Source organism: Enterobacter sp. QK-SA4, assembly GCF_056856775.1.
The window spans coordinates 2,198,826-2,223,862 of the sequence record NZ_JBXFXH010000007.1 but is presented as its reverse complement, the minus strand read 5'-3'; the positions used below and the strand labels follow the sequence as shown (position 1 = coordinate 2,223,862).

Below are 25,037 nucleotides of genomic sequence, written 5' to 3'. Positions count from 1 at the left end.
ACATGGACACATGTCCAGGATGCGATCCTACGTAAAGTTGAACGCATGTCCAGCTTTTTGTTACACTCGTTTCATTCCCATTGAGAGTGAGTAAACATGCGATACCTGAGCAAGGATGAACGGCGGGAAGCCATCTTACAGGCCGCCATGCGCGTGGCGCTGGCTGAAGGACTGGCGGCAATGACGGTACGCCGTATTGCCGCCGAGGCCGGAGTCGCCACCGGCCAGGTACATCATCATTTTACGTCCGGCGGCGAACTAAAATCGCTGGCCTTCGTACGGCTAATTCGCGAGCTGCTGGATGCGGATGTCGCGGGTAAACAGGCCGGCTGGCGGGAACAGCTTCATGCCATGCTCGGCAGCGATGACGGGAGGTTTGAGCCCTATATTCGCCTGTGGCGTGAGGCGCAGATCCTGGCCAGCCGCGATGCCGACATCAAAGGCGCCTATGTGATGACCATGGAGATGTGGCACCAGGAAACGGTGGCGCTTATCAAAGCGGGAACGGAGGCCGGGGCATTAAATCCGGGCGATCGGGCGGAAAATATTGCCTGGCGCTTGATTGGTCTGGTGTGCGGTCTTGACGGAATGTATATCTTAAACATGCCCGAAATGGACGAAGCCGCCTTTAACAACCATCTTGATAAATTAATCACGCTCGAGTTGTTTAATACGCCGTCTAAGCAGTGATGTTGCCGGGTAGCGGCGACGCCTTACCCGGCCTGCGTATTATTTCCCGGCCTGAGGATGTGTATCAAACCCTGCCATCACCGCCGTCAATTCTGACAGTGTAAAGCCGTGCTTCGGATCGTCAACCCCAAGACCAAAGCGCTCCTGCATTAGCTGGTATAGCGCCGCAGCGTTGGGAAGATGGATCTGCTCCTCCACATGGCCATTCTGCCAGTGGGTAAAGTTGAAGTTGGTTAGCGTCAGCTTGCCGCCCTCCGGCAGATGGCGACACATCAACAGATGATGGCGGAAATGCGACTGCGGCCAGTGCGCCGACCAGAAGTTCCCCATCACGTAATCGCTGAAATACTGCGTCGTCAGGTCAAACTGGTACATCGACTGCCAGTGCTCGTGGTGCCGGAACTGCAGCACCCAGTCGTTCCCCTCGCTCAGCAGACGATACAGCCCGTGCGGCGTCTCCTGTTCTTCATTAGCGAGCAAGCGAATCGGCGCCGTCAGCGTCTGGCCTCCAAAGCCGACGTCGGCAATCCAGCGCTCACCGTTAAGCTCAACCAGCAGCAGGCGGTGCGTGCGCGGCGGCATTTGCGGCGGATTCGCTAATACCACGCGCCCCAGCACGCTACGCACCGTAAACCCGACTTCACGCAGGACGCGCTCGAACAGGCCGTTTTGCTCAAAGCAGTACCCTCCGCGACGTGCGGTGACCAGCTTGTCGACCAGGCACCGATCGTCAAGCTGGATTTCGCGAGGCAGAACAACATCAATATTCTCAAAAGGGATCGCACAGTTGTGATGTAAATGCAGCGCGCGCAGGGTATCGATATCCACCCGCGTCGGTTGCGCCCAGCCGGTGCGGGCAAAATAGGCGGTCAGAAATGGGGACATGCATCAGTTTCCTTTGATTGAGATGTTCTGTTTATAAACTAATTTTACGCATCCACTTTGATTTACGTGCTTTTTCGTCATACTCATCGGTGTAGATGAGGAGATCCTATGAGCCACTTTCGCCCTGTTGAATTACGTCATGCCAGCCGTCTGCTGAACCACGGCCCTACTGTGCTTATCACCAGTCGGGATGAAAGCCTCGACAGACGCAACGTGATGGCCGCCGCATGGTCAATGCCCGTTGAGTTTGAACCGCCGCGCATCGCAATAGTCGTGGATAAAAGCACCTGGTCGCGCGAGCTGATTGAGCGCAGCGGGAAGTTTGGCATCGTCATCCCCGGCGTGGCGGCGGCCAACTGGACATACGCGGTCGGTAGCGTCAGCGGGCGCGATGAGGACAAATTTAACTGCTACGGGATCCCGGTCGTGAACGGTCCTGAACTTGGCCTGCCGGTGATAGAAGAAAAATGTCTGGCGTGGATGGAGTGTCGGTTATTACCCGTCACCTCAGCGGCAGAAAAATACGATACGCTGTTTGGTGAAGTGGTTTCAGCGGCAGCCGATGAACGCGCGTTTATCGCCGGGCGCTGGCAGTTTGACGGGGATAAGCTGAATACGCTGCATCATCTTGGGGCCGGGACGTTTGTGGCGAGCGGAAAAATGGTGAAGGCACCGGATTGAGAAACCCTCCCCCTACAGGGAGAGGGTAACCGTATTACTTCGCACGCCGCGCAATAATCTCATCCGCAACATTCCGCGGGGCTTCCGCAAAATGATGGAACTCCATCGTATACGTCGCGCGTCCCTGGGACATCGAGCGCAATGTCGTGGCATAACCAAACATCTCTGCCAGCGGCACGTCAGCGCGAATAATCTGGCTTCCGTACTGTTCCGCCATCCCCTGCACCATGCCGCGGCGGGAAGAGAGATCGCCCATGATGTTACCGGCGTACTCTTCCGGCGTTTCCACCTCCACGTGCATGATCGGCTCAAGGATCACCGGGTCCGCCCTGCGGGCGCCCTCTTTAAAGCCGAGGATCGCCGCCATGCGGAACGCCATCTCCGAGGAGTCGACGTCGTGATACGAGCCAAACGTCAGCGTCGCTTTGACATCAACGACCGGATAGCCCGCCAGCACGCCGCTGTTCATCGCTTCCCGCAGCCCTTTCTCAACGGACGGGATGTACTCGCGCGGCACCACGCCGCCCTTGGTGGCATCTTCAAATTTAAAGCCACTTCCGGGCTCCAGCGGTTCCAGGCTCAGCACCACATGGCCGTACTGCCCTTTACCGCCGGACTGACGAACAAATTTACCTTCGATATCCTTCACCGTTTTACGCAGGGTTTCACGGTAGGTTACCTGTGGGCGGCCAATATTGGCCTCGACGCCAAACTCACGCTTCATGCGATCGACGATGATCTCAAGGTGTAGCTCACCCATCCCGGAGATAATGGTCTGGCCGGACTCTTCGTCAGTATGCAGGCGAAACGATGGATCTTCCGCCGCCAGACGCTGCAGCGCGATCCCCATTTTCTCCTGATCGGCCTTAGTTTTCGGCTCGATCGCCAGCGAGATAACCGGGTCCGGGAACTCCATGCGTTCAAGCGTGATCACGGCATTAGGATCGGTGAGCGTGTCGCCGGTAGTCACATCCTTCAGCCCAACGCAGGCCGCGATGTCTCCGGCGCGCAGTTCGTCCACCTCGTGACGATCGTTGGCATGCATCAGCACGATACGCCCGATGCGCTCTTTCTTCCCTTTCACCGGGTTGTACACCGCGTCGCCTTTGCGCAGCACGCCAGAGTACACGCGGATAAAGGTCAGTTGCCCGACGTACGGATCGCTCATCAGCTTGAACGCCAGGGCCGAGAACGGCTCATCATCGCTCGGATGACGCTCCGCGTGCTGCCCTTTTTCATCCACGCCATCAATGGCCGGCACGTCCAGCGGCGACGGCATGAGCTCAATGACCGCATCGAGCATGCGCTGCACGCCTTTGTTTTTGAACGCGCTGCCGCACAGCATCGGCTGAATTTCACCCGAGATGGTGCGAATACGCAGCCCTTTGATAATTTCCGCTTCCGTCAGGTCGCCCGTTTCCAGGTACTTATCCATCAGTTCATCGCTGGCTTCCGCCGCCGCAGAGACCATTTTTTCCCGCCATTCCTGGGCGGTACTGACCAAATCGTCCGGCACGGGCGCATAGGTAAACACCATGCCCTGCGTCGCGTCGTCCCACAGAATGGTGCGCATCTTGATGAGATCCACCACGCCGGTGAAATGATCTTCTGCGCCCACCGGGATGACAATCGGCACCGGATTGGCCTTCAGGCGCTCCTGCATCATCCGCACGACGCGGAAGAAATCGGCACCCGCACGGTCCATTTTGTTGACGAAGGCCAGTCGCGGAACGTGATATTTATTGGCCTGACGCCAGACGGTTTCCGACTGCGGCTGCACGCCTCCCACGGAGTCATACACCATCACGGCGCCGTCGAGTACGCGCATGGAACGTTCCACCTCAATGGTGAAATCCACGTGCCCCGGGGTGTCGATGATGTTAATCCGGTGCGGCTCATAGCCTCTGTCCATACCCGGCCAGAAGCAGCTGACGGCTGCGGAGGTGATGGTGATCCCGCGCTCTTGCTCCTGCGCCATCCAGTCAGTGGTTGCCGCGCCATCGTGTACTTCACCCAGCTTGTGGCTCATCCCGGTGTAAAACAGGATGCGCTCAGTGGTGGTGGTTTTACCGGCATCGATATGCGCGGAGATACCGATGTTGCGATAACGTTCGAGTGGGATGGGTCGGGGCATGATATTTCCTTAAGTCTTATGACTTGTCTGTGACGACCAGGATGGTCGTGCATTCGTTCGTTTGCTATAATAGTCCTATTGTACGAGTATTATCGAACTATTTTTTAACGGTTGACCTATTGTTGATATAGCTCAATCTGACGCCAAACGCAGGAAAACGATGATCCCAAACCACCCTGAAACTGAACAAATACTGCTGGAAAATGTGCTGTTTGCCCTCGGCAATCCGCTCCGGCTGTCGATTATTCGCCGGCTCGCCGATGGCAGCGAACTCAGCTGTAACGCGCTGCGTCCGGAAGACGTGGTGAAGTCCACGATGACACACCACTGGCGCGTTCTGCGCGACAGCGGCGTTATCTGGCAGCGCCCGCAGGGGCGGGAGAACATGATTTCGTTACGCAGAGACGATCTGGATGCCCGCTTTCCGGGGCTGATGGAGATACTTTTACAGGCTAAATCATAAGGACATGCCTGTTTTTTCCTGAAAAATGCCCCGTACATATTTGAGGGGGCATTACGTCAGCGAAGGGATTTATCTAACCTGCATACGATATTCAATCATTCCACTTTTCTTCGCAATCCAGTCGTACAATCGTTGCCCGCGATAGTTGGCTTCATGCGTATGCCAGTAAAGGTGGCTGGCGTGATGTTTTCTCGCTTCTCTCTGAACATATTCTATTAGCTGTTTACCGATGTGTTTGCCCCTGACAGTTTCACAGACGTATAAATCTTCGAGGTAGCAGTAATCGCTCTCAGCCCAGGTCGAGCGGTGAAAAAGATAATGCGCAAAACCCACTATGTCTCCATTACATCGTGCTACCACGCAGAATAGCGGCTCAACGGGGCTGAAAAATCGCTGCCAGGTTCGTTGAGTGACGGCCCCAGAGAGATCGACTTTATAAAATTCCTGGTATTTACTCCACAGTGGCATCCAGCTTTCAAAATCATGTTCTTTAACTGACTCAATTGTCACGCTCGTATTATTCATATTGCCTCTTTGGTCACCCGTTTATTCGTTTCAGGAAGAGTGTATTCGCTGAATGGCACGTTTTGTCCCGCCAATTCTCGCCATCAAGGCAGACCAATTTTTCATCCTTCTGCATGCAATATTGCTTTAGAATCAAAAGACACACAGGAAAAGTGGACAACGTAATGTTTAAGCACGCACAGCTTGAAACGGTTAAGGCATGGATTATCGACCCCGCTAACGGATCGCTACCGCTTCATGAAAGGATCCAGAGAGCAATACGGACGCTGATACTGGAAGGGGTATTATCTCACGGTAAGGCCCTTCCTGCCTCACGCGCTCTGGCAGCTTCTCTCAGCGTTTCCCGGGATACCATTGAAGCGGCCTACTCCAGCCTGCATGCCGAAGGTTTTATTGAGAGACAAACAGGCAGAGGGAGCTTCGTCTCTTCCAGCGCGCGTTTTTTAAAACCCCGTCCTCGACAGCATCAGCCAACCGCTGAGATACGAAAAGCAAAACTCAGCGTCCGGGGAAAGATCGTTTATGAAAGCGGCGGGATCCGAGAATTTTCCTCCCCTCGCCCCCTTGCGCCCGGCATTCCTGAAACCCGCATGTTTCCCATTCCGATCTGGGAGCGTCTTCAGCGAGAGGTCCTGAAGGAGTTTCAGCATCAGGCATTAGAGCAAAGTCCCCCACAGGGTATAGAGCGCCTGCGACGGGCAATTGCGGAATACGTCAATCTTGAGCGCGGAACGCGTGCGAGGGCAGAACAGGTCATCGTTCTGACAAGTTCTCAACAGGCGCTTGCGCTCTGTTCCCACGTGCTGATGGACGCCGGTGATGGCATTGTCATTGAAGATCCCTCCTATCAAGGGGCGCACAAAGCGTTCAACGCTGCAGGGCTTCGCTGTATTCCGGTTCCTCTTGATGAAAAAGGCATCTCGGTTGACGGTCTTAATTCTCTGACCGAGCCTGCCAGGGCGATCTACCTTACGCCTTCTCATCAGTACCCTACCGGGGTGACGCTCTCTCTTGACCGACGACTGGCAGTTGTTAAATGGGCAAACCGTTACGGAGCCTGGATTATTGAGGATGACTATGACAGCGAGTTTCACTACGAAGGCAAGCCAATGGCCAGTCTTCAGGGGCTTGATACTTCCAACCGGACAATTTATATCGGCACGTTCACCAAGTCTCTGTTCCCTGGGCTACGTATTGCCTACACCATTGTTCCCTCAGAACTGATAGAGCCCTTTACCATGGCGAGGACATTAATGGATGGTCACACCGCCTCAATAACCCAGCTGACGCTGGCTAAATTTCTGGAGGGAGGCCATTTTGGCGCCTATGTTCGTAAGATGCGGAGTATTTATGTTGCTCGTCGCGACGCGCTGGCAAGCATGATGGACGAATATCTCTCCGAATATGTTACCTGTGAAACGCCTGCGGGGGGAATGCAAATGCCTTGTCACCTGAAGCACGGCATATCCGAGAAAGAAATAGCCACCGCCGCCCGCCGCGCGGGTGTTGATATACTTGGTCTTACCAATTTATATGCAGGTCCTCCCGCGTCCACCGGTTTTTTGATGGGATTTGCTGCTTACACGGAAAGGGAGATAGAAGACGCTGTAAAAAAACTGGCCGCAATTTTCCGTCATGTTTGATGCCGTCGACCGGTCAGCGGCGAATACTCATTCCGGGCGAGCAAGGCTATAAACAGGGATCCGCCGGGTTGTTTTGGTGAGCGTATCAAACACCTCGGCGTCGGACGTCACGATCCTCATCCCCGTTTTGCGTAATCTCTGCACATCGGCCGCGATGCGCTGAATGCCAAACCAGAAAAGCCCGTCGAGTGCCGTTATCGCTAACCCATTTTCCAGCGCCAGCTTAAGTCGTTCGCGGGGGGCTTTAACCTGCTGGGCAATTTGCCGGTAAGGCGCTTCATTGCATCCTGTCGCGTCACTGCGCTGGATACGCGTTTTCAGCTGATAGGTAAATTCGTCAGGTATTCCGTCGAGATCCCTTTTCAGGCTATAGACGCAGCCAAAGCGCTTGCCGTTAAACAGAACATTTTTCTGACTGAGCTGAAGCTCTTTTCTGACAATGTCTATCAGCTGGGGCGCACGGGTAAGGAGCAGTCTGAAGGGCAGCTCGAAGCTGGTGACGTAATCCACATTAAGCAACGCGAGGCGCAGCCGCTCCTCAGCACCGGACTTTTGCTCACGACACTCCTCCATCACCTCTGCCCACTGGCGCGTCAGGCGCTCCGGTTCGGAGGCTTCAGTAAGGAGGTATTTTTCAATCTGATAATCAACTCTTCCGGTCATCGTGTGGTATCCCGTCACTGTGGATGCGGTAATTCTATACAGCGCGGTGAGTTTTATAAAGGACTGAACCGCAGCGGCACCCTGAAAATGTCGTTGCGATTCAGCATCCTGACGTTTCGGATCAGTGCGCCATAATCCACCCCATCAGCAGCGTGGCGAAAATCACCGTCGACGCGCCGCCGATGCGGGTGGCAATCTGCGCGAACGGCATGAGCGACATCCGGTTAGACGCGGACAAAATGGCCACGTCCCCCGTTCCGCCCAGCCCGCTGTGGCAGCAGGTCACAATGGCCGCTTCCACAGGATACATATTCAGTCGCGACGCGATAAAGTAGCCGCTCAGCGCCATCGCAATCACGACCGAGCCGCATACCACCACGTATCCCACCGAGAAGACCGACACCACGCTCTCAAGCGGCACGTATAACATCCCGAGGCCGATCATCAGCGGCCAGACCAGCGCAGCCGAGACGAATTTATAGCAGCTGTGCGCGCCCTGCTCCATTGAGGCCGGGATCACCCTGAAGTATTTACACAGAACGGCAATCAGGATCATCAGCACCGGGCCGGGAATGTGTACCAGTTTTTCAAACAATCCGCCGACGATGAAAAACGCGCACACCATCAGCAATCCGCCCCCCATCAGATGAAAATCCGTCTGCTGCGTGCTCTGCGCCCCGGCAAACAGGCTGGCGTCGTCTTTACTCCGCGTAAGCATGCCATTTCCCGAAAGCGCAGGACGTTTCGCGCCGAGACGCGCCAGCGAGCCCGCACAAATAATGGCGAAGATATTCCCGACGACCGCAGCGGGTGCCAGCTGCGCAACGTAGACGTCCGGCGTCTGCCCCAGTATTGCCGAATAGGCCAGGGAAAGCGGCAAAATCCCCTCGCCGATCCCGCCGCCGATAATAGGCACAATGATGAAGAAGAAGGTGTGGTAAGGCGTATAACCAAACAGTGAGCCCACAATGAGGCCGCTCAGCACGGCCATGCATGTTCCCGCCACCAGCGGAACAAACATGCGCATCATCCCCTGGATCAGCAGCACCCGGTTCATCCCCAGAATGCTGCCGACCACCAGGCAGGCGATGACGAAATAGAGCAGATTCGCCTCTTTCATCAGCAGATGCACGGTATCAAGGGTATGTTTCCCGAATACGCCAAAATAGACCAGCACGGAGGGGACCATCAGGCACAGGATCGCCGGGCCGCCGATATCTTTCAGCACCGGGATTTGACGCCCGACTTTGGCAAAGGCGAAACCGAGGGTCATGATGACCGCGAGTCCACCTATCATATTTTTCGGCAGCAGCCCTGCCCAGGCGGACGTCGCCACAATCGCGGCAATCCCGACGAACAGCATCAACGGGACCGTGCCCACCTCGGTATTATTGAGCCCAAAGGCAAAACGCGAGGTCGACAGTTCTGAAGTCGGTACAGGATTATCTTTCATATAATCACCTGAATTTATGTTCGGATAAACAGAGAAAGGAATAACTGAAACTATTCCTGATACGAATAAATGTTCTTAAATATAAATAAAGACTTAGATGGCCTTTTCTAAAAACAGGCTCACGATGAAATTATCATGGACCTGCGGGTAGAAATGTGAACAATCTGGCCCTTTGCTTTTAAATAACTTAATTCAGCATTAAGTAACTAAAGTTATTTATAACGACTAATGTTGCTTTCTTGCGTCTTATCAATATTTGACGAAAGTATTAGTTATCCAACTAATGCAATCTTTTTGAAATTAATAAAACCAGAGAGAGTGTGACCCTTGTCACTCCTGCCCTGCTTTCTAAGCGCTAGATTAGCGCTGCAATAAAACACATAAAATACCCTACAGGAAATACTATGCCTTCATTACTATTACAGTCACTGTTTCCGCTCGTCTTTATAATGTTACTTGGATGGCTAAGCGGAAAGCTGGGATATTCCCGGCGTGAAGATGCAAACGTCATGGCAACCGTGGTGATTCGTTTCGCCCTTCCTTTCCATCTTTTTATCGGTGCATTGCATACCGATCCCAATAAAATTAAGAACCTGACCTTTATGGCCGTTTTAGTTGTCGGTTTAATGGGGTCGTATTTACTGACGCTATTTATTTCGCGCTACGTTTTTCGCCACGATATCAAAACCAGCGCCATTCAGTCTCTGGTTTGCGCCTTTCCCGATATGGCCTACTTTGGCGCACCGGTCCTGGCGGTCTTGATTGGGCCGGAAGGATTTATCGGCGTGCTGATTGGCAATATTATTACCAGCGTTATCATGATCCCTCTGACTATCGTCCTGATTCGTATGGGTGATAAAAACGGTCAAGATGGCCTGGAGGCGCTGCACCCGGGCGCGATGATCGTGCAAAACCTCATCAAGGCGGCACGCAATCCTATCGTCTGGATCCCGGTCTCCGGCGTATTGCTCAGTCTGGCCGGTGTGCAAATCCCTTCTATTCTCAGCATGCCTATCGAAATGGTTGGCAAAGTTTCAGGCGGACTGTCCCTGTTTGCCCTCGGCCTGTTGTTTTACGGTGAACGTCCAAAACTGAACGTGCAGACGTTTACCAATATCAGTATTAAAAACCTTATTCAGCCGGCAATGATGGCCGCCGCGGGGATCGCCTTTGGCCTGAGCCATACCTTACTGCAGCAGGTCGTGATTATTGGCGCAACGCCTTCCGCTATTGCCGCGGGGATGTTTGCCTTACGCAGCGATACCTATATTGATACAGCATCCTCTTCCATATTAATTGGCACTGCCGTCGGGGTCGTGACCGAAGGCATTATGATCTATTTTATTTCTTAATCTGCTTTATATAAAATTCAGGAGTTAACCATGTCCCGGAAAGAAGTTCTGTACACCCCCTATAACGGGGCCGTATTGCTGGAAAATCCGCTGCTAAATAAAGGGCTCGCATTTATTAAAGAAGAGCGTGACAATTTTAATCTGCATGGGTTATTGCCGCACAACGTTGAAACGATTGAGGAACAAACCGAGCGCGCCTGGGTGCAGTTCTGTCATTTTAAAAGCGATATTTCGCGTCATGTATACCTGCGAAATATTCAGGACACCAATGAAACTCTTTTTTATAACCTCCTGCGTTCGCACCTGAAAGAGACGTTACCGATTATCTATACCCCGACGGTCGGTGAAGCCTGCGAGCATTTCTCCACGATATATCGACGAGCGCGCGGCCTGTTTATTTCATGGCCGAATCGCCATCGTATTGATGAGATGCTGCAAAGCTTTTCGCGCAACGACGTTCGCGTGATTGTGGTGACAGACGGGGAACGTATTTTAGGGCTTGGCGATCAGGGTATCGGCGGAATGGGCATCCCAATTGGCAAGCTGTCGCTGTATACCGCCTGTGGGGGGATCCATCCGGCCTCTACCCTGCCGATTATGCTGGATGTCGGCACCAATAATCAGCAACACCTCGACGACCCGATGTACATGGGCTGGCGCCACCCGCGCATTAGCGACGACCAGTACGCTGAGTTTATGGATATGTTTGTCAGCACCGTTAAAGCGCGCTGGCCCAATGTGCTCCTGCAATTTGAAGACTTTGCGCAGAAAAACGCTACCAGGCTGCTCCAGCGCTACCGCGACCAGCTGTGCTGCTTCAATGATGATATACAGGGCACGGCCGCCGTCACCGCCGGTACGCTGATGGCGGCGGCGCATGCGGCGGGCACGCGAATTCGCGACCAGCGCGTGGTCTTCCTGGGCAGCGGCTCTGCCGGATGCGGGATAGCTGAAAAAATTGTGGCGCTGATGGTGGATGACGGCCTGACCGAGCCGGAAGCGCGCAGCCGGATCTTTATGGTCGATCGCTTCGGCCTGCTGACCGACGACATGACCAACCTGCTCGATTTCCAGAAAAACCTGCTTACCGCGCGCGACGCCGTTTGCAGCTGGCAGGTAGACTCGCAAAATATTTCCCTGCTGGACGTGGTGAAGAACGCGCATCCCACGGTGATGATCGGCGTTTCAGGCCAGCCGGGGCTGTTCAGCGAAGAGATTGTCAAAGAGATGCATCGCCACTGTCCGCGCCCAATCATCATGCCGCTCTCGAATCCGACCTCGCGGGCGGAAGCCCAGCCGCAGGATCTTATCGCCTGGACCCAGGGTGCCGCGCTGGTGGCCACCGGCAGCCCGTTCGCCCCGGTATTCTGGGAGAATGAACACTACGAGATCGCCCAGTGTAACAACGCCTATATTTTCCCGGGCCTGGGGCTGGGCGTGCTGGCCTGCAACGCGCGCCGGGTGACGGAAGAGATGCTGATGGCAGCAAGCCGCAGCCTGGCCGCGCAGTCTCCGCTGGTCACCACGGAAAAAGGCGGATTGCTGCCGCCGGTAGATCAGATTGAAACGGTTTCACGCCAGATTGCCGTCGCCGTCGCCCGGGCCGCGATTGAACAGGGCGTGGCTCCGGCGATAGATGATGAGACGCTGATGGCGCGTATTGAGAAGACCTGGTGGCAGGCGGACTATGCGCCGTACCGCCGGTCTGCGCTGTAAGCCTCGATTCTGCCCTCACTGCACGGTGAGGGCGGAATCGCTGCCTCAGTGCTGGACGCCTGACCGATCGGAGAGATCGGCGGCGGACAGGATATCAGACCTTGATGCCACGCTCTTGCGGCGGGCATACCGGTCAGGCTGACCTTCAGGTCGCGTTTTGAAGCGACGGTGCAGCCACATATACTGTTCTGGCGCCATCCGTACCGCCTGTTCAATCGCCCTGTTCATCTGCGTCGCCACGGCTTCTTTATCGCCGCCCTGCAACGCCTCACTGATATCTTCCAGAATGATCAGCTCGTAACCGGTGCCATCCGCCCTGCGCCGCGGCACAAAGGGAATGACGGCAGGCTTAGCGCTTTTGACCAGCATATAGCTTCCAGCGGTCGTGGCGGCATCCGGAACCGCAAAGAACGGCACAAAGACGCTATTGGTTTTACCGTAGTCATGATCCGGGGCATACCACAAAATCTCATTCTGCTTCAGCGAGCGGATCATGCCCTTTAAATCATGACGATCGAGCATGGTTTTATTGGAGCGCAGGCGTCCGCGCGTCTGAAGCCAGTCCAGCAGCGCGTTATTATTCGGACGATACACCCCAATGCCGGGATTAAGCATGCCAAAGATCCGCGCGCCCAGCTCAAGGGTGAGAAAATGCATGCCAACGAGCACCACGCCATTACCCTTTGCCCGCGCCTTTTCCATGTGCTCATACCCCTGCACGGTAAAGCATTTCTTCACCCGCCACGCGGGCCAGAACCATGCCATCCCGGTTTCGATTACCCCCATTCCTACCGATTCAAAATTACGCTGCAGCAGTGACTCGCGTTCATCCTTTTTCATCTCCGGAAAACAGAGCTCCAGGTTTCGGCGGGCTATCTCGACGCGACGAGGAAGCAGGCGCATCGCCAGCCGACCAAGGCCATGACCGATTCTGAACAGCAGCGGATAAGGGAGCAGCATGATGAGCCACAGTGCGGCAATGCCGGCCCAGCTTAGCCAGTAACGGGGATGAAGAAAGGCGAGTGAAAAGCGGGGTAATTTTGTCATGGGAAAATTATCCTTTAACGTGTCTGTCCTTAATTGATTCTGTTGAAGATCTTTCCTAAGGATTAATAATGTGTCAGTCAGAAACGTAAAGTGTAACGGATAAGATAAAACGCATTTTTATCGATTTTTGCGAAAAAGCGGGAAGACGAGACGGGAAAACCGGGGAGGAGAATTCCCCCCGGCAAGTGCGCTTACATTGAATAGCCGGGCTTTTTAATTAACTCGTCCAGCTTCGGGCCTATTTCCGTATCCCAGACCTGCGCTTTCCAGTCCTCCTGGTTCACCTGATTCAACGCAACGGAGACAGAGCTGTCTTTGCTGTTGAAATGGCGAATAATGACCTCAGCAATATCCTCGGCCAGTGCGGCTTTTTGTTCGTCGTTCAAATCGCGGGGAAAACATTTGATATCTACGTGTGGCATATGCAGGCTTCCAGTTGTGAGTCAGGGCTCCACGTTATCAGATAATACCGTTGGCCTTTAACACCTTGTGCAGTTCCGGCAGCTGGCATACGGTGTCCGCAATAGCCGTAAACCTCGGCGTATTGGTCGCAAACCAGTCATGGCGTGGCCCCCAGGTTCGCGCCACCGCGATATACACATCCAGCAGCGTCAGCCGTTCCCCCAACGCAAACGGGGCGGCCTTGAGCTGAGTTTCGAACCACAAATAGAGGGACTTCCGGTATTCGATGCAGTTTTTCTGCAGCTGTTCAGGCGCATCCGGCGCCCAGCGTTCGGGATAGTCTGCATACGTAAACGTGGGATAGACGTTAGCCACAAACCAGATCAGCAAGCGCTGAAACTGCTGGCGTTCGGCCTGCCCCACGGGCGGCGCGAGATCGGGGCATCTGTCGAGCACCATCAGGGCAATCGCCGCCGTTTCGGTCATAATGGCGCCATTTTCCAGCTCCAGCGTGGGCACCTGACACAGCGGGTTGAGCTTTTGCAGCAGCTCGCGCTGCGGACCGGGCTGGTCAAACCCGTCCACGTCGATAAATTGATAGGGGATATCGGCCAAGGTTAGCATCACTTCACCGATCGCCGAGCCCCAGCCGGGTACGCCATAGAGTTTAATCATGTTGCCTCCTCAGGGATGAAAACCCTAAGTGTATACCCGTCATACTTCAAGTTGCAGGTGCGTTGGCTGCACTCACTCACCCCAGTCACGTACTAGTGTACGCTCCCGGGGATTCGTTCCCTTGCCGCCTTCCTGCAACTCGAATTATTTTGGGTATAGAGCACCATTAGTAGGTTATCCCTGGCGGGTTGACCTCCGACTGCGCCACCGCTTCGCCCTGCTCGCCCCAGCGCGCCAGCACCTTCTGATAATCACCTCGCTTAATCGCGCCGTCCAGCGCGGCCTGCAGCGCGTACACCAGCTCATTGCCCTTTTTGGTGGTGGTCGCGACATAGGCTTTTTTCGGCCCTAAACCGACGACGCGGGTTTTGCCCGTGAGCGCTGCCTTATAGGCCGATACCGACTGCGGACCAAAGAACACGTCCGCCCTGCCGGACTGAATATAGAGATTGCCCGAGGCATCGTCGTGGAGATAGACCGGCAGCGCAGGCGCCCTTCCCGCCTTTTTGTTCTCTTCGTTCCAGCCCAAAAGGATGCGTTCCTGATTGGTACCAGAGCCGACAATCACCTTCTTCCCGGCCAGATCTTCCGCGCTTTTGATTGACTGGATCTCGCTGGTGGATTTCACCGAAAACGCCAGCGAATCGACGCGGTAGGTCGCAAAATCAAACTTCTCTTTACGCTGTTCGGTCACCGCAATGTTCACCAGCGCCACGTCGTAGCGCCCGGAGGCGATCCCCAGCGGCCAGTCCTCCCATGCCGTCGGCACCAGCTTCAGCTTTAATCCCAGGCTGCCCGCCAGCAGGCGGGCGATATCCGGGTCGCTACCGATGCGCGTGCGGTTATCGCTGGCCAGCAGCGCCAGCGGCGGAGAATTCAGCGCCGAAACGGCGACCGTGAGCGTACCCGGCTCAACGAATTTGTAATTGGCGGGGATCTTCGCCACGGCCTGCCGATCCACCGTCACCGGCAGAGGCTGCTCGTTGGCTTTCAAATCAATACTGGCGTGGCTCGCCGTCGTGAAGACCAGCCCCGCCAGAAGTCCATATTTCATTGGCGCTCCTTACAGCACTTTTGACAAGAACTGGCGCGTTCGCGCATGTGACGGACGGTTTAATACCTCGTCACTGCTTCCCTGCTCGACGATTTTTCCGTCGACCATAAACACCACCTGATCCGCCACTTCCCGGGCAAAGCCGATCTCGTGGGTCACTACCACCAGCGTGGTGCCGGACCGGGCCAGCTTTTTGATCACGTCCAGCACTTCCCCTACCAGTTCCGGGTCCAGCGCCGAGGTGGGCTCATCAAACAGCATCACGCGGGGACGCAGCGCCAGCGCGCGGGCAATGGCAATACGCTGCTGCTGACCGCCGGAAAGATGGCGCGACCAGGCATCGGCTTTATCACGCAGCCCGACCACGTCCAGCAGGCTGTACGCCCTTTCCACCGCCTCTTTTTTGCTGAGCTTTTTATGCGCGATGGGCGCCTCAATCAGGTTTTCCAGCACCGTGAGGTGCGGAAAGAGATTGAAGTTCTGGAACACGTAGCCCACGTTGACGCGCTGTTTGAGGATCTCCTTCTCCTTCAGCTCATAGAGCCTGTCGCCCTGACGGCGATAGCCAATGTAGTCCCCGTCGATCTGGATAAAGCCTTCGTCAACGCGCTCCAGGTGGTTAATAGTGCGCAGCAGCGTCGATTTACCGGAGCCGGACGGCCCGAGGATCACCGTCACGGACCCGGGCGGGATCTCCAGCGAAACGTTGTCGAGCGCCTTATGGCGACCGAAATACTTGCTGACGCCGGTAATCGAAATATGTCCTTCAGGAGAGGCTTGCATGGATAGGCTCCTGTGCTGGCGTGGTGGTGACGGAACGGGTACGACGGGTGGCACGGTTCTGGTTAACGGCAGAGCGGCGTTCGCTGCGGGCAAGCGCGCGCTCGACGCCATACTGGATAGCGGACAGGACGGTGGTGATCGCCAGGTACCAGGCGGCACCGACCATCAGCAGCGGGATCACCTCCTGCGTGCGGTTGTAGATCATCTGGATGGTATAGAACAGCTCCGGCATCGCCAGGACATACACCATCGCCGTGCCCTTGGCGAGGCTGATGATTTCATTGAACCCCGACGGCAGAATGGTGCGCAGCGCCTGAGGCAAAATGATGCGCACCGTGCGGCGCCAGGCCGGCAGACCGAGCGCGGCGGCGGCCTCATACTGGCCGTGATCGACCCCGAGGAAACCACCGCGAACGATCTCGGCGGTATAGGCGCTCTGCACCAGGGTGAGCCCCACCACGGCGGTAGAGAACTGCCCCAGCACGTTGATGGTTTCAAAACTGCCCCAGGTGATGCCGGTGAACGGCACGCCGAGCGAGAGCGTGTCGTAGAGATAGGAAAAGTTGTAGAGAATGATCAGCACCACGATCAGCGGCAGCGATCGAAACAGCCAGATATAGGCCCACGCCAGGCTGCTCAGCAGCCAGGATGAAGAGAGTCTCGCCAGCGCCAGCATGCCGCCAAACACCACGCTCAGCGCGGTGCCGATCAGCGTCAGCAGCAGGGTCTGCCCGACACCTTCAAGGATCACCGGGTCAAAGAACCAGCGGGCAAACACCGCCCACTCCCAGCGCGGGTTAAAGGCCACGGACTGAATCACGACCGCCAGGACAAACAGCGCCACCGCGGCGCCGACGGCCCGCAGCGGATAACGCGCCGGGACCACCTTAATGGTTTCAACGTTGCTCATCGTCGTTCCTCATGCGGTTTTACTGAACGCTTCGCGTACCAGCGTTTTGGTGAAGCGCAGCCGGCCGTCAAACGGCGGCTGGCTGTACTCTTCCGGATCGCGGTTCAGATCGAACTGCGGCTGGTAGCCCTGGCTGAGATAGAGCCTGACCGCTTCCGGCTGGCGAAAGCCGGTTGTCAGATAAATTTGGCTGTATCCTGCCAGCACCGCCCTGCGCTCGAGCTCCTGCACCACGCGCCCGGCAAGCCCCTGCTGACGCAGGGTTTTGTCCGTCCAGATGCGTTTGATTTCCGCGGTGCGTTCGTCGAAAGGTTTGTACGCGCCGGTGGCGATAATCTTCCCGTCGCGCTCCAGTACGATAAACAGCCCCTGCGGCGCTAAATACCATTCGGTGAGCTCAACCTCCGCGTCTTTGGAGAAGTAGTCCCCGTAGCGGGCGGCATATTCACCGAACAGCCCTTCGATAATGGGCTGAAGCTCGGCGTCTTCCGGGGAAACATCACGAAATCGTTCGCTCATCACGCCTCCTTAATCGCCCAGGCCAGCCGGGTTCACTTCTGACTGAGGAATACGCTCAACGCCTTCCCCCCAGCGGTTCAGCACTTTGTCGTAGTCGCCGTTTTTGATGACCCCGTTCAGCGCGGTTTGCACCGGCTCAACCAGCCCGCTGCCTTTCTTCAGCGTGACCGCAATGTGCGCCGCCTTCGGCCAGCCGCCGTCGACGCTACCCACCAGTTTGGTTTTCCCGTTCAGCGCCGCTTTCCAGGCGCCAATCACGTTCGGACCAAAGTAGGCATCCGCGCGCCCCGACTGCAGCGCCAGCGTTTGTGCCGCATCGTCTTTGGTGTAGATCGGGGTAAAGGGCTTCAGGCCCTTCTTCAGATTTTCGGCATTCCAGGCCAGCAGGATGGACTCCTGGTTGGTGCCGGAGCCGACGATAATCCGCAGCCCGGCGATGTCTTCCGCCTTCTGCAGCGACTTGATCGGGCTGGTTGATTTCACGTAGAACCCGAGGGAATCTTTGCGGTAGGTGGCAAAGTCAAATTTCTCTTTACGCTCTTTGGTGACGGTAATGTTGCTGATGGCGGCATCATATTTCCCGGAGGCCACGCCCAGCGGCCAGTCTTCCCAGGAGGTCGGCACCACGTTTAGCTCCAGCCCCAGGCTGTCAGCGACCAGACGGGCGACGTCCACTTCACTCCCTAACAGCGTTTTGTTGTCATCGGAAAACACCGTCAGCGGCGGTTGATTGAGGCCCGCCACCGCCACGGTAAATTTCCCCGGGACGGCAAAGCGATAGTCTTTCGGCAGCTGTGCCACCGCATCATTGTTTTTAGCGGTATTAACCGGCGTTTTATTGGCCTCGATGCTCACGCCGGTGCCGTTAATATTCACATTCTCTGCCCAAACGGCAGGGGAAAAGGCCAGCGCGAGCGCCAGAATAAGCGTTGTTTTCTGCATAGAGGGGTTCTCTTTTATTGTTGTGTGTATTGGTTTTTAGGTTCGTCTAAACCCAGACTTTCGCGCAGCGTGGTGCCCGGGTAGTCGGAACGGAACAGGCCGCGCGCCTGTAAAACAGGCACCACCTGGTCAACAAAGCGCGGGAAGGTGTCCGGCGTGCCGCCCTGAATGATGAAGCCGTCTGCGGCATAGCCTTCAAACCAGGCCTGCAGACCGTCGGCCACCTCTTCCGGCGTACCGGAAAAGCGCGGGCGAGGCGAAGCGGCTTCAAGCGCCACCTGACGCAGGGTTAAGCTGCGCTCGCGGGCGTTACGCTTAATTTCATCGGTGGTGCTGCGGAAGTTGTTTTTGCCTAAGTCGCCGATATCCGGGAACGGCTCGTCGAGCGGATACTGGCTGAAATCGTGATGCTCGAAATAGCGTCCGAGGTAGTTGAGGGCATCGTTAATCGACACCAGCGCCGCCGTGGTCTGATACTGGTTTTCCACGTCATCGGCGTCTTTACCCACAATCACGCTGACGCCCTGGAAAATATGTAAATCTGACGCGCGGCGTCCGTTACTTTCCAGCTGCTGCTTCACGTCGCGGTAAAAGGCTTTCGCTTCGTCGAGCGTTTCGTGATGGGTAAAAATGGCGTCGGCATGTTTCGCCGCCAGCTTTTTCCCGTCGTCCGACGCGCCTGCCTGAAAGACAATCGGCCGCCCCTGTGGCGTTCGCCCAATATTCAGCGGACCGGCGACCTGGAAGAAATCACCGCGGTGGTCCAGGGTATGCAATTTTGCCGGGTCAAAAAACTGACCGCTGTCTTTATTGCGCACAAAGGCGTCGCCCTCCCAGGAATCCCACAGCCCTTTCACCACGTCGAGATACTCATCCGCAATGCGATAGCGCAGCGCGTGCTCGGGGTGTTTTTCGCGAGAGAAGTTCTTTGCTGATCCTTCCAGCGGGGAAGTCACCACGTTCCAGCCCGCGCGCCCGTTGCTCAGGTGATCGAGGCTGGCGAACTGGCGCGCCGTAGTGAAAGGCTCGCTGTAGGAGGTGGATAAGGTTCCCACCAGCCCCAGGCGCGAGGTGATGCTGGCGAGAGCGGATAACACCGTCAGCGGTTCAAAGCGATTTAAAAAATGCGGGATCGATTTCTCGTTGATATAGAGACCGTCGGCAACGAATAAAAAATCGAGTTTGCCCTCCTCCGCCTTTAACGCCGTCGCTTTGACGAAATCAAAATTGATGCTGGCATCGGCGACGGCCTCAGGGTGACGCCAGGCGGACATATTTCCGGATGCACCATGCAAAATGGTCCCGAGCCGCAGTTGACGATGTGCAGACATATTCACCTCTTAAGAATTAAACGTGTTGCAGGGCTTTTTCCGCAAGCTGTGCAAAATAGCGGGCAGCGGGCTCAATTAATGCTTCATCCGGATTGAATGCCGGATGGTGTAAACCGTACGGGCTGTTGCTGCCGATGCTGACAAATGCCCCCGGGATCTGCTGCAGATAGACCGCGAAATCTTCCCCGCCCATATGCAGCTCGGCGTGCCGGGTTTCATAGCCTGCTTCTCTGGCGACCGAGGTGGCGAAATCGGCCCAGCGCTCGTCGTTCACCAGCGCGGTGGGCCCGGCATACCAGGTGATGTCAATCTGCGCGCTAAAGGCGCTGGCAAACCCGGCGGCGATTTCGCCCACGCGGGCCTTCACATTCTGCTGCACTTCCGTGCGGTGGGTGCGCAGCGTGCCTTCCAGCTCGACGCTTTCCGGCAGCACGTTCCAGGTGTTACCGCCTGCAATGCGCGTCACGCTCAGCACCACCGAGTCCAGCGTGTTGACGTTGCGGCTGGCGACGCTTTGCAGCGCCGTTACCAGCTGGCTCGCCAGCACGATGGCGTCGTTGCCTTCGTGCGGACGTGCGGCGTGCGCGCCCTTACCGGTAATGCGGATCACGAAGCGATCGACGTTGGCATAAAACGGCCCGCCGCGGGTAGCGAACTCACCGACCGGCAGGCCGGGCTCGTTATGCATGCCGAAGATAGCGCTGACGTCACGCAGGGCACCGGCCCGCACCATGCTCTTCGCACCGCCAAAGTTCTCTTCGGCAGGCTGAAACAGGATCCGCACCCGGCCGTTAAGCGACGCTTCCCGCTCTTTCAGCTTTAACGCGGCGCCGAGGATCACGCTGGTGTGGATATCGTGTCCGCAGGCATGCATTACGCCTGCACGCTGGGAGCTAAACGGCACGCCGCTGCGCTCTTCAATCGGCAGAGCGTCGATATCCGCGCGCAGCGCAATCAGTTTGTTGCCCGAGCCGATTTCCGCCACCAGCCCGGTCGACAGGTCGTAAGGCTGCGGGGTAATCCCGGCATTCGTCAGCCACTGGCGCAGGCGCGTTGTGGTCTCCACTTCCTGGCCGGATAGCTCCGGGTTCTGGTGCAGCTCGCGACGCCAGGCAATCAGCTGTTCGCCAAAGCTCATACGGTGACCTCCTTGTTAAGACGCGCCTCGGCAAGCAGGCGCAGCGACGCGACGCGCGCTGCCCCCTCCGCTACCGGCGTGTCGATGATAAATTCGTCAATACCCCATTTTTCATGCAGGGCGTTGAGCTGTTCGAGCACCGACTCAGCCGTACCCGCCAGCAGCGACTGCGCCCGACGTGCAATGCGCACTGGCTCGCTGCCCGCCTGGCGCGCAAAGGCGTAGGCCTGCTCTTCGCTGGCCACGGTGACACGCTGGCCGTTTGCCAGCTCAACGCCCCACACTTCAACCTTCTGCGCCAGGGCTTCCGCCTCTGCCTGCGTCGGGGCAACAATCGCCTGTACCGCCACAATCACGTCCCGCGTGCTGTTCTTACGCCAGGTCGAGACCACCTCGCGCAGCAGCTCAGGGTCACCGTTCAGATGCGCGGCAAACACAAAGTGCCAGCCGAGCCCGGCGGCCAGCAGCGCGCTATCGATACTCGCGCCCAGCAGGAAACCCTCTGCAGGCAGCGGCGGCAGCGGCGTGGCGCGAACGGCCTCTTCATGAGACTGATGCTCAGGACGGATCCAGCGATCGAGCTGGGCCAGCTGTTCGGCGAAGCTGCCCTTTTCCAGTTGATTCAGACCCTGCTGAAGCGCGCGGGTTGAGAGCGGCAGCCCGCCGGGGGCTTTTCCGACACCGAGATCCACGCGGCCGGGCGCCAGCGCGGCCAGCACGTTAAAATTCTCGGCGACTTTATAAGGGCTGTAGTGCTGGAGCATCACGCCGCCGGATCCGACGCGGATGCGCGTTGTCTGCCCAAGGATCCAGGCAATCAGTAGCTCCGGCGAGGGGCTGGCAAGATGGGGAGTGTTGTGGTGTTCGGCAATCCAGAAGCGGTGATAGCCCAGATTTTCTGCCTGCTGCGCCAGCGCCAGCGTACGCGCCAGTGCATCGGCAGCCGTTTCGTTTTCAGCGATGGGGCTTTTATCCAGAATGCTGATTCGCCATGACATGTTGCGTTCTCGTTTGACTTAACATGTCGACATTATTAAAGGCGCATTTCACCACTGAGAAACAATTAATTTACATTTAGTTTGCCGGAAATCAGATATATAAAACCATGCTAAGAATAAGACTTTAAGTCGGAGATCAGCGTTTTCCCCTGCTCGCGCCGGGTAATGCGGACGAAGCGAATATGCCCATACTGCGGGTTTTGCAGATCGGCTTCATAGCGCGTGCGGTTGTTACGCCAGGTTTTCATCGTCCAGATGAGAATGGACTCTCTGCTGAAGAACGCGCGCCGGAAACTCTCTTTGTTCCCGGTTCCGGGCCAGAGCTCTTGTTTATGCCAGGCGCGTTTGACTGCCCTGTTGACGGCCTGCCAGAGGGTGCGTGCAAAGCCATAATCGACCCATACCACAACGTCGACGTCACGCCATTTAACCGGGCGCGTGCGGTTATAGTTGCCGTCAAGCACCCAGTCTGGCGAAGCCTGTAGCGCCTGCTCCAGCTTTTCCTGAAACACATCGTCCGGCGTTCCCTGCCAGTCAGGCCGCCAGTAGAGTCTGTCCATCTCGATATAGGGAATAGCCAGTTCGGTCGCAATCTGCTTCGCCAGAGTGCTTTTTCCGCTCCCGCTGGTTCCGATGATGTTAATTTTCACCTCAGCCTCACTGTAATAACGAAAACTGACCAAATCATAGCGTTTTCATCCTGTTAACGAAACGCTATTTCAGCATGGCAATTTATCCTGAGAGACGATCTCCCTCTTTCAGTTTGGGTTATGTCGTTTATTTGCAGCGACGCCAGAATACGCCCCTGAAAATATTTTCATTTTTATTACATTCGCCAGCATTAACAGATTAAAAATAATGAACAACGGGTATTTCAGGCAGTCATAATTTCAGACAGAATATGCAGCAGAGCGTTATATAAAAATAATCACATTAATCTTGCCGGAGCTTTTTTCGGGCATTTTTTATTCTTGCACATCATCATGGAGTTACTCATGAGGCGTAACAGTCCCGTTACACAAAACGAGTATTTACTTAACGATGGTTCGACGTTAATGTCGACCACCGATACCAAAAGCCATATTACCTATGCTAATTCCGCTTTTATTGAAGCCAGCGGATATAAAGAAGAACATCTTCTGGGTGAGCCGCATAACCTCATCCGCCATCCCGACATGCCTGCCGAAGCGTTTGGCGACATGTGGTATACCCTGCAGCAGGGTGAGACCTGGACGGGGCTGGTGAAGAACCGTCGTCATAATGGCGACCACTACTGGGTGCGGGCTAACGTAACGCCGGTCTGGCAGAGTGGATCCCTGACGGGCTATATTTCCGTGCGAAATATACCCGCACGGGAAGAGATTGCGGCCAGTGAAAAACTGTATGCAAAAGTGCGTAATAACGAATTAAAACATTACCGCTTTTATAAAGGGTTACTGGTTCGGCGCGGTTTATTTTCGTTTATGTCGCTCTTTAAATGTCTCAGCACCAGTAAACGCATCCACCTGGGTATTGCGACGACGGCGTTACTCTCCTGCCTGGCGGTGTATTTATTCCCTGATAAACTTATGCAGTCGGTAAGTCTGGCGCTGCTGTTTATTGCCCTGACCTATTATCTTCATGCGCAGATCGCCCGTCCGGTAAAATCTATTGTGCAACAGATGCAGCGCGTGGTTTCAGGACGTAAAACGGACTATTACCATTTTGACAGGATCGACGACATCGGGCTGATGATGCGCCTGGTGAATCAATCAGGCTTGAACCTGAATTCGCTGGTTGACGATGTCGGGGCGCAAATCAGCGGGATTGGCACCATCAGCCAGCAGGTCGCGAAAGAAGGTGCGGCGCTGCAAACGCGTTCAGAAGAGACCGCAGACTTTCTGCAGCAAACCGCGTCAGCGGTGGAAGAGATCGCCAGCGCGGTGGAGCAGACGGCAGAAACGGCTAAAGAAGCCACGGAGATGGCGGATCGCACCCGCGACAGCGCCCACCGCGGTGAAGCGATGATGAAAGAGACCATCGGTATGATGCAATCCGTGTCGCAGGATAACAGCCAGATCGTCGATATTATCAGCGTTATCGATCGTATCGCCTTCCAGACCAACATTCTTGCGCTGAATGCGGCCGTGGAAGCAGCGCGTGCGGGTGAAGCCGGGCGCGGTTTTGCCGTGGTGGCGGCTGAGGTGCGCAATCTTGCGCAGCACTCCGCGACGGCGGCGAAAGAGATCAAAGCGCTGATTGAGAAAAACGTCGCCAGCGTCAACTCTGGCGTGGAGAAGGTAGAACAAACCGAAACGCAGCTGACGGTCATGATCGACAACGTGCTGCGGGTCTCCTCCCTGATTAAGGAGATCGGCCACGCCACGCAGGAGCAAACCCAGGCGCTGACGCTCATCAACGCATCCATCTCCCGTATCGGCGCAATGACCCACAACAATACGGGGATGGTGGATAACGTCACTCACGCCGCGAATCACCTGACGCAGCGCACCACGCGCCTGCAGCAGGCGATTGCCGTTTTTGGCGGTTAGCCGTTCGGATACTGCTCGTCGGTGACTTTTTCCAGCCATGCAACCGGGCTGCCGTTAACGGATTCGGCGATGGCAATATGCGTCATCGCCGTTTGCGCGCTTGCGCCGTGCCAGTGCTTTACGCCGGGTGGGATCCAGGCGATATCGCCCTGATTCAATGTTTCCGCCGCTTTGCCCCACTCCTGTAACCAGCCGCGACCCTGCGTCACAATCAGCGTTTGCCCAAGGGGATGCGTATGCCACGCGGTGCGCGCGCCCGGCTCAAAGGTCACGGTTGCCCCGCCGACGCTGGCAGGTTCGCTCGCCTGAAATGGCGCGTCAATGCGGACGGTGCCGGTGAACCAGGCTTCCGGCCCTTTTGCTGAAGGTAATGATCCGCTGCGAATAATTTTCATCTTATGCTCCTCGTTTACTGTTGGGTTAACAGTAGCGCAAAGCAATCCGGAGCATTAGCGTGCATAATCAGATAGGAAATATGATTGAAATTCATAAATAGAGGCAA

General features: G+C 56.0%; 23 protein-coding genes and 1 pseudogene. 7 read left to right on the top strand and 17 right to left on the bottom strand.

What is annotated here, in order from left to right:
• The first annotated feature begins 96 nt into the window (after positions 1-96).
• Complete coding sequence (locus tag AC1VYI_RS12135) at positions 97-690, top strand: TetR family transcriptional regulator (RefSeq protein WP_045399983.1); 594 nt, start codon at positions 97-99, stop codon at positions 688-690.
• Positions 691-729: 39 nt separating this feature from the next.
• Here AC1VYI_RS12135 and nhoA read toward each other — a convergent pair whose 3' ends face one another.
• Positions 730-1,575: an N-hydroxyarylamine O-acetyltransferase gene (nhoA, locus tag AC1VYI_RS12130; protein WP_134866145.1), complete on the bottom strand. Its 846-nt coding sequence runs from the start codon at positions 1,573-1,575 to the stop codon at positions 730-732.
• A 108-nt stretch (positions 1,576-1,683) separates the two neighbouring features.
• Here nhoA and AC1VYI_RS12125 point away from each other — a divergent pair, with 108 nt between their 5' ends.
• Positions 1,684-2,256, top strand: coding sequence for a flavin reductase family protein (locus AC1VYI_RS12125; RefSeq protein WP_029741093.1), 573 nt, complete (start codon positions 1,684-1,686; stop codon positions 2,254-2,256).
• A 34-nt stretch (positions 2,257-2,290) separates the two neighbouring features.
• On the opposite strand, the gene fusA is transcribed toward AC1VYI_RS12125, so the two are convergent.
• The gene (gene fusA, locus AC1VYI_RS12120; protein WP_023311955.1) at positions 2,291-4,390 is read right to left on the bottom strand and encodes an elongation factor G; all 2,100 of its coding nucleotides are present in this window, start codon (positions 4,388-4,390) and stop codon (positions 2,291-2,293) included.
• Between the two features lie 160 nt (positions 4,391-4,550).
• On the opposite strand from fusA, the gene AC1VYI_RS12115 reads away from it, so the two are divergent.
• On the top strand, positions 4,551-4,853 hold the full coding sequence (locus tag AC1VYI_RS12115; protein ID WP_047174471.1) for an ArsR/SmtB family transcription factor: 303 nt from the start codon (positions 4,551-4,553) through the stop codon (positions 4,851-4,853).
• A gap of 69 nt (positions 4,854-4,922) precedes the next feature.
• Here AC1VYI_RS12115 and AC1VYI_RS12110 read toward each other — a convergent pair whose 3' ends face one another.
• Positions 4,923-5,378: a GNAT family N-acetyltransferase gene (locus AC1VYI_RS12110; RefSeq protein WP_134866144.1), complete on the bottom strand. Its 456-nt coding sequence runs from the start codon at positions 5,376-5,378 to the stop codon at positions 4,923-4,925.
• 164 nt (positions 5,379-5,542) lie between these two features.
• Here AC1VYI_RS12110 and pdxR point away from each other — a divergent pair, with 164 nt between their 5' ends.
• Positions 5,543-7,021, top strand: a complete 1,479-nt coding sequence (gene pdxR / locus AC1VYI_RS12105) for a MocR-like pyridoxine biosynthesis transcription factor PdxR (protein ID WP_134866143.1) — start codon at positions 5,543-5,545, stop codon at positions 7,019-7,021.
• A gap of 27 nt (positions 7,022-7,048) precedes the next feature.
• On the opposite strand, the gene AC1VYI_RS12100 is transcribed toward pdxR, so the two are convergent.
• Together AC1VYI_RS12100 and AC1VYI_RS12095 are read right to left on the bottom strand one after the other, a co-directional pair.
• Positions 7,049-7,684, bottom strand: coding sequence for an ECs1377 family protein (locus AC1VYI_RS12100; protein WP_059446785.1), 636 nt, complete (start codon positions 7,682-7,684; stop codon positions 7,049-7,051).
• A 121-nt stretch (positions 7,685-7,805) separates the two neighbouring features.
• Positions 7,806-9,137: a 2-hydroxycarboxylate transporter family protein gene (locus AC1VYI_RS12095; protein WP_033145663.1), complete on the bottom strand. Its 1,332-nt coding sequence runs from the start codon at positions 9,135-9,137 to the stop codon at positions 7,806-7,808.
• A gap of 404 nt (positions 9,138-9,541) precedes the next feature.
• On the opposite strand from AC1VYI_RS12095, the gene AC1VYI_RS12090 reads away from it, so the two are divergent.
• Both AC1VYI_RS12090 and AC1VYI_RS12085 read left to right on the top strand, forming a co-directional pair.
• Complete coding sequence (locus AC1VYI_RS12090) at positions 9,542-10,489, top strand: AEC family transporter (RefSeq protein WP_023311961.1); 948 nt, start codon at positions 9,542-9,544, stop codon at positions 10,487-10,489.
• A gap of 30 nt (positions 10,490-10,519) precedes the next feature.
• Positions 10,520-12,205 (top strand): NAD-dependent malic enzyme, encoded by a 1,686-nt coding sequence (locus AC1VYI_RS12085; protein ID WP_094934992.1) that lies wholly within the window; start codon positions 10,520-10,522, stop codon positions 12,203-12,205.
• A gap of 45 nt (positions 12,206-12,250) precedes the next feature.
• Here the strand turns inward: AC1VYI_RS12085 and AC1VYI_RS12080 are convergent, their stop codons facing one another.
• From AC1VYI_RS12080 to AC1VYI_RS12030, 11 genes and pseudogenes are all read right to left on the bottom strand, one after another.
• A complete protein-coding gene (locus AC1VYI_RS12080; RefSeq protein WP_134866142.1) occupies positions 12,251-13,252 on the bottom strand; it encodes a Kdo(2)-lipid IV(A) acyltransferase in 1,002 nt (333 codons plus the stop codon).
• Between the two features lie 191 nt (positions 13,253-13,443).
• Positions 13,444-13,674, bottom strand: coding sequence for a tautomerase PptA (gene pptA / locus AC1VYI_RS12075; RefSeq protein ID WP_023311964.1), 231 nt, complete (start codon positions 13,672-13,674; stop codon positions 13,444-13,446).
• A 37-nt stretch (positions 13,675-13,711) separates the two neighbouring features.
• On the bottom strand, positions 13,712-14,329 hold the full coding sequence (locus AC1VYI_RS12070) for a glutathione S-transferase family protein (protein ID WP_134866141.1): 618 nt from the start codon (positions 14,327-14,329) through the stop codon (positions 13,712-13,714).
• 166 nt (positions 14,330-14,495) lie between these two features.
• The gene (locus AC1VYI_RS12065) at positions 14,496-15,383 is read right to left on the bottom strand and encodes an ABC transporter substrate-binding protein (RefSeq protein WP_023311966.1); all 888 of its coding nucleotides are present in this window, start codon (positions 15,381-15,383) and stop codon (positions 14,496-14,498) included.
• Between the two features lie 9 nt (positions 15,384-15,392).
• Positions 15,393-16,166 (bottom strand): amino acid ABC transporter ATP-binding protein, encoded by a 774-nt coding sequence (locus AC1VYI_RS12060; protein ID WP_047060962.1) that lies wholly within the window; start codon positions 16,164-16,166, stop codon positions 15,393-15,395.
• Positions 16,150-17,076, bottom strand: coding sequence for an amino acid ABC transporter permease (locus AC1VYI_RS12055; RefSeq protein ID WP_023311968.1), 927 nt, complete (start codon positions 17,074-17,076; stop codon positions 16,150-16,152). The genes AC1VYI_RS12060 and AC1VYI_RS12055 overlap by 17 nt, the downstream gene beginning before the upstream one ends.
• Before the next feature lie 9 nt (positions 17,077-17,085).
• Positions 17,086-17,595, bottom strand: a complete 510-nt coding sequence (locus tag AC1VYI_RS12050) for a GNAT family N-acetyltransferase (protein ID WP_008501765.1) — start codon at positions 17,593-17,595, stop codon at positions 17,086-17,088.
• A 9-nt stretch (positions 17,596-17,604) separates the two neighbouring features.
• A pseudogene (locus AC1VYI_RS12045) lies at positions 17,605-19,868 on the bottom strand (NtaA/DmoA family FMN-dependent monooxygenase).
• A 16-nt stretch (positions 19,869-19,884) separates the two neighbouring features.
• Positions 19,885-21,006 (bottom strand): M20 peptidase aminoacylase family protein, encoded by a 1,122-nt coding sequence (locus tag AC1VYI_RS12040; RefSeq protein WP_039262859.1) that lies wholly within the window; start codon positions 21,004-21,006, stop codon positions 19,885-19,887.
• Positions 21,003-22,004, bottom strand: a complete 1,002-nt coding sequence (locus AC1VYI_RS12035) for an LLM class flavin-dependent oxidoreductase (protein WP_226483852.1) — start codon at positions 22,002-22,004, stop codon at positions 21,003-21,005. Before AC1VYI_RS12035 ends, AC1VYI_RS12040 begins: the two co-directional genes overlap by 4 nt.
• A gap of 110 nt (positions 22,005-22,114) precedes the next feature.
• The gene (locus AC1VYI_RS12030; RefSeq protein ID WP_045354206.1) at positions 22,115-22,654 is read right to left on the bottom strand and encodes an AAA family ATPase; all 540 of its coding nucleotides are present in this window, start codon (positions 22,652-22,654) and stop codon (positions 22,115-22,117) included.
• A gap of 345 nt (positions 22,655-22,999) precedes the next feature.
• Between AC1VYI_RS12030 and AC1VYI_RS12025 the strand changes: the two genes are divergently transcribed.
• Positions 23,000-24,535, top strand: a complete 1,536-nt coding sequence (locus AC1VYI_RS12025) for a methyl-accepting chemotaxis protein (RefSeq protein WP_226483857.1) — start codon at positions 23,000-23,002, stop codon at positions 24,533-24,535.
• On the opposite strand, the gene AC1VYI_RS12020 is transcribed toward AC1VYI_RS12025, so the two are convergent.
• Positions 24,532-24,930 (bottom strand): (R)-mandelonitrile lyase, encoded by a 399-nt coding sequence (locus AC1VYI_RS12020; RefSeq protein ID WP_134866138.1) that lies wholly within the window; start codon positions 24,928-24,930, stop codon positions 24,532-24,534. The genes AC1VYI_RS12025 and AC1VYI_RS12020 overlap by 4 nt on opposite strands.
• Between the last annotated feature and the right edge of the window lie 107 nt (positions 24,931-25,037).

Coding starts and splice junctions, on each gene's coding strand:
- fusA (WP_023311955.1), bottom strand. CDS start 4,390: ATGCCCCGACCCATCCCACTCGAACGTTATCGCAACATCGGTATCTCC.
- AC1VYI_RS12110 (WP_134866144.1), bottom strand. CDS start 5,378: ATGAATAATACGAGCGTGACAATTGAGTCAGTTAAAGAACATGATTTT.
- AC1VYI_RS12080 (WP_134866142.1), bottom strand. CDS start 13,252: ATGACAAAATTACCCCGCTTTTCACTCGCCTTTCTTCATCCCCGTTAC.
- AC1VYI_RS12090 (WP_023311961.1), top strand. CDS start 9,542: ATGCCTTCATTACTATTACAGTCACTGTTTCCGCTCGTCTTTATAATG.
- AC1VYI_RS12035 (WP_226483852.1), bottom strand. CDS start 22,004: ATGTCATGGCGAATCAGCATTCTGGATAAAAGCCCCATCGCTGAAAAC.
- pptA (WP_023311964.1), bottom strand. CDS start 13,674: ATGCCACACGTAGATATCAAATGTTTTCCCCGCGATTTGAACGACGAA.
- AC1VYI_RS12025 (WP_226483857.1), top strand. CDS start 23,000: ATGAGGCGTAACAGTCCCGTTACACAAAACGAGTATTTACTTAACGAT.
- AC1VYI_RS12100 (WP_059446785.1), bottom strand. CDS start 7,684: ATGACCGGAAGAGTTGATTATCAGATTGAAAAATACCTCCTTACTGAA.
- AC1VYI_RS12020 (WP_134866138.1), bottom strand. CDS start 24,930: ATGAAAATTATTCGCAGCGGATCATTACCTTCAGCAAAAGGGCCGGAA.
- AC1VYI_RS12065 (WP_023311966.1), bottom strand. CDS start 15,383: ATGAAATATGGACTTCTGGCGGGGCTGGTCTTCACGACGGCGAGCCAC.
- AC1VYI_RS12070 (WP_134866141.1), bottom strand. CDS start 14,329: ATGATTAAACTCTATGGCGTACCCGGCTGGGGCTCGGCGATCGGTGAA.
- AC1VYI_RS12060 (WP_047060962.1), bottom strand. CDS start 16,166: ATGCAAGCCTCTCCTGAAGGACATATTTCGATTACCGGCGTCAGCAAG.
- AC1VYI_RS12040 (WP_039262859.1), bottom strand. CDS start 21,006: ATGAGCTTTGGCGAACAGCTGATTGCCTGGCGTCGCGAGCTGCACCAG.
- AC1VYI_RS12085 (WP_094934992.1), top strand. CDS start 10,520: ATGTCCCGGAAAGAAGTTCTGTACACCCCCTATAACGGGGCCGTATTG.
- AC1VYI_RS12095 (WP_033145663.1), bottom strand. CDS start 9,137: ATGAAAGATAATCCTGTACCGACTTCAGAACTGTCGACCTCGCGTTTT.
- AC1VYI_RS12055 (WP_023311968.1), bottom strand. CDS start 17,076: ATGAGCAACGTTGAAACCATTAAGGTGGTCCCGGCGCGTTATCCGCTG.
- AC1VYI_RS12125 (WP_029741093.1), top strand. CDS start 1,684: ATGAGCCACTTTCGCCCTGTTGAATTACGTCATGCCAGCCGTCTGCTG.
- pdxR (WP_134866143.1), top strand. CDS start 5,543: ATGTTTAAGCACGCACAGCTTGAAACGGTTAAGGCATGGATTATCGAC.
- AC1VYI_RS12050 (WP_008501765.1), bottom strand. CDS start 17,595: ATGAGCGAACGATTTCGTGATGTTTCCCCGGAAGACGCCGAGCTTCAG.
- nhoA (WP_134866145.1), bottom strand. CDS start 1,575: ATGTCCCCATTTCTGACCGCCTATTTTGCCCGCACCGGCTGGGCGCAA.
- AC1VYI_RS12115 (WP_047174471.1), top strand. CDS start 4,551: ATGATCCCAAACCACCCTGAAACTGAACAAATACTGCTGGAAAATGTG.
- AC1VYI_RS12135 (WP_045399983.1), top strand. CDS start 97: ATGCGATACCTGAGCAAGGATGAACGGCGGGAAGCCATCTTACAGGCC.